This is a genomic window from Accumulibacter sp. (genome assembly GCF_036625275.1).
Taxonomy (GTDB): Bacteria; Pseudomonadota; Gammaproteobacteria; order Burkholderiales; family Rhodocyclaceae; genus Accumulibacter.
The window spans coordinates 1-9,234 of sequence record NZ_JAZKUD010000123.1 but is presented as its reverse complement, the minus strand read 5'-3'; the positions used below and the strand labels follow the sequence as shown (position 1 = coordinate 9,234).

8 protein-coding genes and 1 pseudogene are annotated in these 9,234 nt (G+C 60.6%); 8 read left to right on the top strand and 1 reads right to left on the bottom strand.

The genetic code is table 11. The features are described from left to right. Window positions 1-506: 506 nt before the first annotated feature. The 8 genes and pseudogenes from V5B39_RS20635 (at window position 507) to V5B39_RS20600 (ending at window position 8,823) form a co-directional block, all read left to right on the top strand. Complete coding sequence (locus tag V5B39_RS20635; protein WP_332344714.1) at window positions 507-1,193, top strand: hypothetical protein; 687 nt, start codon at window positions 507-509, stop codon at window positions 1,191-1,193. 415 nt (window positions 1,194-1,608) lie between these two features. Further along, the gene (locus V5B39_RS20630; protein WP_332344713.1) at window positions 1,609-1,812 is read left to right on the top strand and encodes a CsbD family protein; all 204 of its coding nucleotides are present in this window, start codon (window positions 1,609-1,611) and stop codon (window positions 1,810-1,812) included. A 176-nt stretch (window positions 1,813-1,988) separates the two neighbouring features. Beyond that, complete coding sequence (locus tag V5B39_RS20625) at window positions 1,989-2,717, top strand: peptidase (RefSeq protein WP_332344712.1); 729 nt, start codon at window positions 1,989-1,991, stop codon at window positions 2,715-2,717. A 47-nt stretch (window positions 2,718-2,764) separates the two neighbouring features. Next, window positions 2,765-3,057: pseudogene (locus tag V5B39_RS20620) on the top strand (hypothetical protein). A 346-nt stretch (window positions 3,058-3,403) separates the two neighbouring features. Next, entirely contained in the window at window positions 3,404-4,906 is a 1,503-nt protein-coding gene (locus V5B39_RS20615) for a type I restriction-modification system subunit M (RefSeq protein WP_434735741.1), read from the top strand. After that, window positions 4,903-6,417: a type I restriction-modification system subunit M gene (locus V5B39_RS20610; protein WP_332344711.1), complete on the top strand. Its 1,515-nt coding sequence runs from the start codon at window positions 4,903-4,905 to the stop codon at window positions 6,415-6,417. The genes V5B39_RS20615 and V5B39_RS20610 overlap by 4 nt, the downstream gene beginning before the upstream one ends. Then, a complete protein-coding gene (locus V5B39_RS20605) occupies window positions 6,414-8,039 on the top strand; it encodes an ATP-binding protein (RefSeq protein ID WP_332344710.1) in 1,626 nt (541 codons plus the stop codon). Before V5B39_RS20610 ends, V5B39_RS20605 begins: the two co-directional genes overlap by 4 nt. Next, window positions 8,032-8,823 (top strand): restriction endonuclease subunit S, encoded by a 792-nt coding sequence (locus V5B39_RS20600; protein WP_332344709.1) that lies wholly within the window; start codon window positions 8,032-8,034, stop codon window positions 8,821-8,823. Before V5B39_RS20605 ends, V5B39_RS20600 begins: the two co-directional genes overlap by 8 nt. 79 nt (window positions 8,824-8,902) lie before the next feature. On the opposite strand, the gene V5B39_RS20595 is transcribed toward V5B39_RS20600, so the two are convergent. Then, window positions 8,903-9,234, bottom strand: a 332-nt coding sequence (locus tag V5B39_RS20595; RefSeq protein WP_332344708.1) for a transposase, incomplete at its 5' end; no start/stop codon positions are given.

Sequence of the window (9,234 nt, the reverse complement as noted above, 5' to 3'; positions counted from 1 at the left end):
CTGCAGCCGCCATCTTCCGTGACCTGGCCACACAGTATCCGGATGACCCGCTTGCGGCCCTGCACCATCGCCGGCTCGCCGAAGGATCCCGGGGAGACCTCATAGTGTTGACCGAGAAGTAGCGAGGCTAAGACATGACCGGCCTGGCCAGCATCGCGCTGCGGGCGCGGGCTTGCACATCCTGCCCTACGAACGTCCGGCTACAAGGACCTCCGAGTGGCGAAGCTCAGGGGTCCCACGCCACGTGTACCAAGAACGGCGGCCGGTCGGAGGTGACCAGCGCGCCAGCTTTGCTGATGGCCTCCCGGCCTTGTCCATCTCTTCCTCCTGTCGAAAACGCAGAGATTGCGACCTGTCGCCGAGGTCGCCGGGCGGGCTGAACGCAGACGCTTGATATGGGTCATATGGTTACAGCTTCAACTTCCAATGATCGCTGGTGCCCTGATGCTTGCTCCCGGGTTCGTCTCTAAGGAGCCCAGGGCTAAAATCGAGAGAGGAGTCGGCCCATGAAACCCATCAAGCTGATAGGTATTGCCCTGTTGATCGCGTCCTCGCCCCATCACATAGGCACCGCGGCGTTGGCAGCCGAGCGCTGGCAGGAGGAGACATTCCCACCACCGAACGGCGGGCGGATTGTCTTCACCATTACGAACGATGGAAATCCCGCCTGTGCGTCCTACGACGGAGCTAATTGCTTGTGGGGCCAATCCATGCGCGACATTGATTTCAGCCGCGTTAGACCGCTGGTCTGCGGCGCAGGGCACCGCAAGCTGTACGGCGTTACTGGTTTTGAAGATCCCAATCACTGGTGCAATCTTGCTCTCCGTGACCGCCCGGTTCAGACCGCTCCGGTGATCCCCCCTCCACCTGCTGGTGGCTATCGCATGACCGAATGGTCCGGGTGGGGTCGCGCCGCGGGCGTTGAGTATCGTTATCGAGTGGGATGGGACCCGGCGAACAGCGGCCCAGGGAAGACGGTTGATGCCATCTATGAGGTCCGAAATTCGGGCGCTAGGCAATGGTCGGGAGCTGCGCGCTCGGTGAACTGCGCTCAGAATACGCTATGGGGCAGTACCGATGTCGCCCTTGCTGCTGGCCAGACAAAGGAGGTCCGCGTTCGCGCGCCAAATTGTGGCAACGCGACGAATCCCGATATTCGTCCGGATGTCGTTCGCGCCGGCAAGTTCGACTGATTTTGTCCAGTTTGTGGCAATAGGGACACGGCTGATGTGGACGCGACGCTCGCCTGCACGGCGTACAGTGGGGCCATCGCCAAACAGGGGATCCTGCCAGGAGCTCTGACCTGTACGCCGACCGCGCGACCAGCATGTGCTCAGACCGTCGCCGAACAGCTGCTCCCCCAACCTCCCAAGCTGCCCGTCGCCATCTGGCTGAACCTACCCTGCCGGAGACAGTCATCAAGATGGACCACCTCTTCTTCAGAGTAGGGTGCGTATGTTGGCCAGCGCACAGAACTAGTCATCGCTTGGGTTTAGTCTTGCCATATGGACGCGACGAATGGATTGCGTGATGAGCGTGATGATGAGCAGGACGGGCAGACACTGGCTCGCATATCAGAAGTACCAACCACTCAGTTAGGGGATTAAGATGAACAAGGATCAAGTGAAGGGCGCAGCAAAAGACTTCGGTGGAAAAATCCAGGAAGAGGTCGGCAAGCTGGTAGGCAGCACGGAGCAGCAGACAAAGGGCCTGAAAAATCAGGCTGAAGGCAAGGTGCAGGAACATATCGGCGACTTGAAAGAGAACGTCAAAGACGCCAGAGACGCCGTCAAGGACGCGTTGAAGCCGTAATCCCGATGGGCGCACCTAGCCAGTGGTATCAGGAAGAAGCCACCAGTGGTGGCTTCTTCGTTTCCTGTGGCCATGCGCGCGGGGCAAGGTGCCAACGCCAGGCTGTCAGGCGAACTCATTGACCATGGCAAAGGCATCGCAGCGTCGGCCTGACGTTGTGGCCCAGGGACGGTAGGATGACTTATTGTGTCGGCGTACGGCTGGACGAGGGCATGATCTTCGCGTCGGATTCGCGAACCAACGCCGGTATCGACAACTTCGCCAAGTTCTGCAAGATGACGGTTTTCGAGCGCAAGGGCGAGCGGGTGATTGTCCTCCTGAGCTCGGGCAATCTCGCCGGTACCCAGGCAGTCATCAGCGTGTTGACCCAACGCGGCGAAGACCCAGACAACAAGGCGTCGCTGTGGAACGTGCGCACCATGTTCGACATGGCCAATGTGGTTTCCGACGCCATGCGCGACATCGAACGGCGCGATGGTCCGTTCCTCGAAGCGAGCGACATCAGCTTCAACGCATCGTTCATCCTCGGCGGACAGATCCGCGGCGAAGGGCAACGCCTGTTCCGCATCTATGCTGAAGGCAACTTCATCGAGGCCGGCGTCGACACACCCTACATTCAGACCGGTGAAACCAAATACGGCAAGCCGCTCATCGACCGCGTCATCATGGGTTCGACAAGACTTGCGGACGCCGTGAAGTGTATTCTCGTGTCGTTCGACTCGACGATGCGCAGCAACCTTTCGGTTGGTATGCCCATCGACCTCATCTGCTACGAGCGTGACAGCCTCGAAATCCGAATGCGACGCCGTTTTGCCGAAGGCGACACTTACTTCACGTCCTTGCACCAGAGCTGGAGCGAGGGTACACGCAGGGTGTTTCGAGAACTTCCAGAACTCGTGTGGTGAGCTCTTGCGGCTATGACATCGTCTACGAGTGCGAGCAGCCGACCCCGATGATCCTCACGCTCAAGATCCATTACTCGCGGATGAACGACGTCATGGCGCCTGATCACGTGCTGACGGATCCAGCGGTACTGCTGGTTGCCTATCGCGACGGCTTCGGCAACTGGTGTAGGCGAATCGTCGCACCGCGTGGCGATATCCGTATCTTTGCCGACGGTTCGACGTGTATCTCGGCGGCCGATGGCATACCTTCGACGCCCGCAACAACGTTCCTCGCATCGGGCGCGTCCTCATTGCACGCGGCCGCGACGCTGCCGACGTCGCGATGGTCACCACCTTCTGACCGAGCATCCTCAAGAGCTTTCTGGTGCGCACCGACGAAGTTCCGACGACCTAGTGCCGGGACGGCGCAGCCCTGGCCCAGGACACTGGCTGTAAACTCCCTGCAGCAGAAACAGAGACCCCGCTCAACGCAATGTTTTGCGGCGTCTTTCGTGTAAACCTCCTGACTTCGCCAATTTGGTACGGTTTTTCAAGCGGTTGTTTTCAAAGCGCTTCAGGAGGAGCTTGGATGGTTTTCGCGATGGCGTATGCTTTCGTTCCGCGAGGTACGCCAGCGCGAAATGCGGCTCATCTGGTACGCCTTTGTAATGGGATAATGGCGCCATCACGAGAACAACCAATGGCGAATGATGGCGCAGAAGCAGACAGTTACCGTCGAGCAACTCGAATCCCACCTCTGGGAGTCTGCCAACATCCTGCGCGGCCCGGTTGATGCGGCCGATTTCAAGACCTACATCTTCCCCTTGCTGTTCCTCAAACGCATCTGCGATGTCTGGGACGAGGAGTACGACGAGATCGTCGCCGATACCGGTGACGCCGAACTGGCCTGGTTCCCCGAGTCTCACCGCTTCCAGATTCCGGACGGCTGCCACTGGAACGAAGTGCGGGTCGTCGCCACCAACGTCGGCAATGCCCTGCAGCGGGCCATGCGCGAGATCGAGAAGGCCAACCCCGACACCCTCTACGGCGTTTTCGGCGATGCCCAATGGACCAACAAGGATCGGCTGTCCGACGCCCTGCTCAAGGACCTGATCGAACACTTCTCCCGGCTTTCCTTCGGCAATGAAAACGTCGCCAGCGACGTGGTCGGCGACGCTTACGAATACCTGATCAAGAAGTTTGCCGACGCCACCAACAAGAAGGCAGGCGAGTTCTACACCCCGCGCAGCATCGTCCGCTTGATGATCGAGATGCTGGACCCCCGCGAAGGCGAGACCATCTACGACCCGGCTTGCGGCACCGGCGGCATGCTGCTCGCTGCCGTTCAGCACGTGAAGGACAGGCACGGCGATGTGAAGCGGTTGTGGGGCAAACTCTTCGGGCAGGAGAAAAACCTCACCACTTCGTCCATCGCCCGCATGAACCTGTTCCTGCACGGCATCGAAGACTTCCAGATCGTGCGTGGTGATACCCTGCGCAACCCGGTCTTCTTTGAGGGCGACCGCCTGGCCGGGTTCGACTGCGTACTCGCCAATCCACCGTTCTCGCTTGAGAAATGGGGTGAGGAAGTCTGGCTCAACGATCCTTTCGGTCGCAACTTTGCAGGCTTGCCGCCGTCGAGTTCCGGCGACTTCGCCTGGGTTCAACACATGGTCAAATCCATGGCGGAAGTCACCGGGCGCATGGCCGTGGTCCTGCCGCAGGGGGCGCTGTTCCGCAAAGGGACAGAAGGTACCATTCGCCAGAAACTGCTGGAGATGGACTTGATCGAGGCAGTCATCGGTCTGGCCCCCAATCTTTTCTACGGCACTGGCCTTGCCGCCTGCATTCTCGTGCTGCGCAAGAAAAAGCCCGGTGAACGGCGCAAAAAGGTCATGATCGTCGACGCGTCCCGCCTTTTCCGGCGTGGTCGGGCACAGAACTATCTGGAACCTGAGCACGCGCTTACGATCCAGGGTTGGTTCGAGAAGTTCGAGGACGTGCAAGACGCTGTTCGCATCGTCAGCCTCGATGAGATCCAGTCCGAGGACTGGACGCTCAACATTTCGCGTTACGTGCTGCCGCCCTTGCAGGAGGACATACCGCCCTTGCCGGAAGCCATTGCCGCTTTCAAGGCGGCGCTCAGCCGTTGCCGGGAAGCCGAGAGTCGGCTAGCCAAGGTCATGGTCGAGGGAGGCTGGTTGCAATGAGCCATCAACCTAAACCCGGCATCACCCAGCAAGAACTCGAATCCTACCTCTGGGGTGCCGCCGTGCTCCTGCGCGGCCTGATCGACGCCGGCGACTACAAGCAGTTCATCTTCCCGTTGCTCTTCTTCAAGCGGGTCTCCGATATCTGGGACGAGGAGTACCAGGCCGCCCTGGCCGATAGCGCCGGCGATCTCTCCTACGCCCAGTTTGCCGAGAATCACCGCTTCCAGATTCCCGAAGGGGCACACTGGAATGATGTCAGGCAGAAACCGAAGAATGTCGGGCTGGCGATTCAGACCGCACTGCGGCAACTGGAAGCAGCCAATCCGGATCTTCTTGCCGGCATCTTCGGCGATTCCCCCTGGACCAACCGTGAGCGCCTGCCCGACGAGACCCTCAAGAACCTCATCGAGCACTTCTCGACCCAGATACTCTCGGTGAGCAACGTGCCCGAAGACGAACTCGGCAACGCCTACGAGTTTCTGATCAAGAAGTTTGCCGACGACTCCGGCCACACCGCCGCCGAGTTCTACACCAACCGAACGGTCGTCCATCTGATGACGCAGCTGCTCGCGCCGCAGGCCGGCGAATCGATCTACGATCCCACCTGCGGCACCGGCGGCATGCTCATTTCGGCACTGGTCGAGGTGAAGCGTAGCGGTGGTGAGTACCGCACCCTCAAGCTCTACGGACAGGAGCGCAACCTCATCACTTCCGGCATCGCCCGCATGAACCTGTTCCTGCATGGCGTCGAAGACTTCCAGATCATCCGGGGCGACACGCTGGCCGATCCCAGGCATATCGAGGGCGACGGGCTGCGCCAGTTTGACGTGGTTCTCGCCAATCCGCCCTATTCGATCAAGCAGTGGGATCGCACGGCGTGGGAAAGGGACAAGTGGGGGCGCAACTTTCTCGGAACGCCGCCGCAAGGGCGGGCCGACTATGCCTTCCAGCAGCACATCCTGGCCAGCCTAAGCAGCAAAGGCCGCTGCGCCGTCCTCTGGCCCCATGGCGTGCTGTTCCGTAACGAAGAACAAGGCATGCGCACCAGGATGGTCGAGCAGGACTGGGTCGAAGCAGTGATCGGCCTTGGTCCGAACCTCTTCTACAACTCGCCGATGGAAGCCTGCATCGTGGTCTGCAACCGGAGCAAACCCGCAACGCGCAAGGGCAAGGTGCTGTTCATCGATGCCCTGCATGCGGTGACGCGGGAACGGGCACAGAGCTTCCTGAAGCAAGAGCATCAGCAACGCATCCTGGAAGCGTACGAAGCCTTTGCCGACGTGGCGGGTTTTGCCAAGGTAGCCAGCGTGGCGGAAATCATCGCCAACGCCGGTAATCTCTCGATTCCGCTGTATGTGAAGAAAGCGGCGGCAATCACTGAGGGTGCGGGGCAGCCGGTGACCTTGCAGGCGACCTGGGAGAAGTGGCAGAGCGATGGCCGGGAATTCTGGCAGCAGATGGACGCCCTGGTGGAGACGCTCGACAGCCTCACGGAAACACCGTCATGATGCGCTCTGCCGTCGAGTTGCTGCGTGAACTCAACCTGGTCGACGAGTCGCCGGGCATCGAAGCCAAGCGTGCCAGCGAAGCGGGGAAATCCCTGCTGGAGACCGTGATTGCCTTTGCCAATGAACCCGGCCTCGGTGGTGGCTATCTGCTGCTGGGTGTCGAGCGCGTCGCCAGCACTGGCAAGGTCCGGTACCGCGCCGTCGGCCTAGCCGACCCGGACAAGCTTCAGTCCGATCTGGCCAGCCAATGCGCAACGATGCTGAATGTTTCTCTGCGACCGCAAATCCGGGTCGATCACGTGGACGGGCAAACCGTACTGGTGGTTTTTGTGCCGGAAGTGGCCACCGCCGACAAGCCCGTCTACCTGCAAGCCACTGGATTGCCAAGGGGGGCCTTCCGGCGCATCGGAACCACCGACCAGCGTTGTACAGACGAGGACCTGTGGGCCTTGCGCCAGGTAGACGAGCCTCAGCCGGGTTTCGATGCCAAGGTCGCAGACGATTGCGACATCGAAGAGCTCGATCCTGCCGCCATCGCCGAATATCGCCGCCTGCGCACTCTTGTCAATCCCCAGGCCGAGGAACTGAGCTACCCGGACGAAGACTTGCTCGAAGCCTTGCTGGCCGCCCGTCGGATCAAGGGTGAACTGAAGCCCACGGTGGCCGGCGTGTTGCTGTTCGGCAAACCACTGACGCTGCGCCGACGCTTCACCACCGCGGAAGTCTCGTATGTGCGGGTGGTCGGCACCGAATGGGTCACCGATCCCGAGCGTCGCTTTGCCGCCACGCTGGACGTGCGCAAGGGCGCACTTTTGACCTTTCGCCAGATTGCTGCCGCCATCGAAGACGACTTGCCGAAGGGCTTCTACCTGCCGCCCGACTCGATGCAAAGCCTGCAGGAACCGCTGGTGCCGCGCAAAGCCTTTCGCGAAGCGCTGGCCAACGCCATCATCCACCGCAGCTACCGCTTCAACCAGCCGACCATCGTGGTGCGCTACAGCGACCGCATCGAATTCATCAATACCGGCTACTCGCTCAAGCCGGTATCGGAACTCGGCAGAGCCGGCCCGGCACAGCGCAACCCGATTCTGGCGTCGGTATTCCGCGATGTGGAAATCGCCGAGGCCAAGGGCAGCGGCATCCGCACGATCCGGCGTGTCTGCGAGGACTACGGCTGTCCGCCGCCCGAGTTCATTTCCGATCGGCAGTCGGGCACCTTTACGACGATTTTGCGATTGCCGGTGATCGAGGGGCAGGCTGCCGAGCTTGTGAAGCCTCAAAGTGGCGACTCTGCGGGTCAAAGTCACCAGCGCGAACCGGATAGTCACCAGTTGCGAGGCGACCCGCTTGCAACCTTGCCCTTCGAGCTTGCAACCCTGCTTGCAACCTTGAAAGGCCGCGTTCCCTCGCAAGCCCTGCGCAGCGGCATTCTCAGTCTGTGCGCCTGGCAAGCACTGACGGCAGACGAGCTTGCAACCTTGCTCCAGCGCGACCGCCATTATCTGCGCAACAAACACCTGATTCCGATGGTAAGAGATGGCCAGTTGGCGCTGCGTTTCCCCGAGAACCCGAATCATCCGCGGCAAGCCTATACGCTGCGAAGCGAGCTCGGCCGTGGCTGAGAAGAGTTTGAAGTCGGGCTGGCGGAAAGTGAAGTTCGGCGACGTGGTGCGTCTGTGCAAGGCGCGCTGCGCCGATCCTCTGGCCGATGGCCTTGATCGATTTGTCGGCCTGGAGCATCTTGAGCCGGGTGATCTGCGGATTCGCCGATGGGGCAAAGTGGCTGATGGGGTGACCTTCACCAGCGTTTTCAAGCCGGGGCAGGTTCTGTTCGGCAAGCGCCGCGCCTATCAGCGAAAGGTGGCGATGGCTGATTTCACCGGTGTGTGCTCGGGCGACATCTACGTGCTCGAAAGCCAGGATGCCAATGCGCTACTGCCTGAGTTGCTGCCTTTCATTTGCCAGACCGATGCGTTCTTCGAGCATGCTGTGGGCACTTCGGCGGGGAGCCTGAGCCCCAGAACCAACTGGACGAGTTTGGCGGATTTTGAGTTTGCGCTGCCGCCGATGGACGAGCAACGGCGATTCGCGGCGCTTTTGCGCGCTGCGACGCGAAGCAGTGAAGCTCTCGAAAAAGCATTGCATGCCGCGCGCCGTGTGGTGCAAGCGTTCAAAGACAACCTGCTTCAAAGCCATGCTCCCAAGCAATGTCAAATTTGCTCGCTGGCTAATCTGTTGGTCGGTTCCCCCGAGAGTGGCTGCAGCGCACAGCCGCAAGATGCAGATACGGGTTATTTTGAGCCTCTTGCAAAACTCCCCCGGTGCGAGTTGCTGCGCCGCAGCATTCGCTCTCCGGGAGCGATTTTTGTTGCGAGCGAAGCCTGTCCGGCTGAGCGGCTAACCTGAGGGCATAGTTTTCGGAATCCGGTACGAACCCCCTCCTGCACTCCTCGAATGCACCGCGTTCAGCGAGCGAAGGCTGGGGTCATCGTCGTAATCGCATCAATTGGTCAGCGGACAGCGCGAGGAGGCCGAACATCAGGTGGGCCATCACCTTGGTGTGGCCCTTGACCCTAATGTTCCGGCCACCGAACTCATCCTTGAGGCGGGCGTTGCTCCGCTCGGCGGCGCTCCGCTCGTTGTAGCGGATCGCTTCGGCCGGGGAGAATTCGATCTTCTCACCGCGTCGTGGGTTGTGGTCGATCAGGGGAACGTGCCCGAGGCTCTTGCTGTGCGCGCGCAACTCGGTGCTGCAATAGGCCGCATCCATGAGGTCATAGAGGTTGGTGACGCGCTCGGCGCTGATCAACGACAGGG

Excerpts from the sequence above, each read along its gene's own strand:
- V5B39_RS20635 (WP_332344714.1), top strand. The coding sequence starts at position 507 with ATGAAACCCATCAAGCTGATAGGTATTGCCCTGTTGATCGCGTCCTCG.
- V5B39_RS20630 (WP_332344713.1), top strand. The coding sequence starts at position 1,609 with ATGAACAAGGATCAAGTGAAGGGCGCAGCAAAAGACTTCGGTGGAAAA.
- V5B39_RS20625 (WP_332344712.1), top strand. The coding sequence starts at position 1,989 with ATGACTTATTGTGTCGGCGTACGGCTGGACGAGGGCATGATCTTCGCG.
- V5B39_RS20615 (WP_434735741.1), top strand. The coding sequence starts at position 3,404 with ATGATGGCGCAGAAGCAGACAGTTACCGTCGAGCAACTCGAATCCCAC.
- V5B39_RS20610 (WP_332344711.1), top strand. The coding sequence starts at position 4,903 with ATGAGCCATCAACCTAAACCCGGCATCACCCAGCAAGAACTCGAATCC.
- V5B39_RS20605 (WP_332344710.1), top strand. The coding sequence starts at position 6,414 with ATGATGCGCTCTGCCGTCGAGTTGCTGCGTGAACTCAACCTGGTCGAC.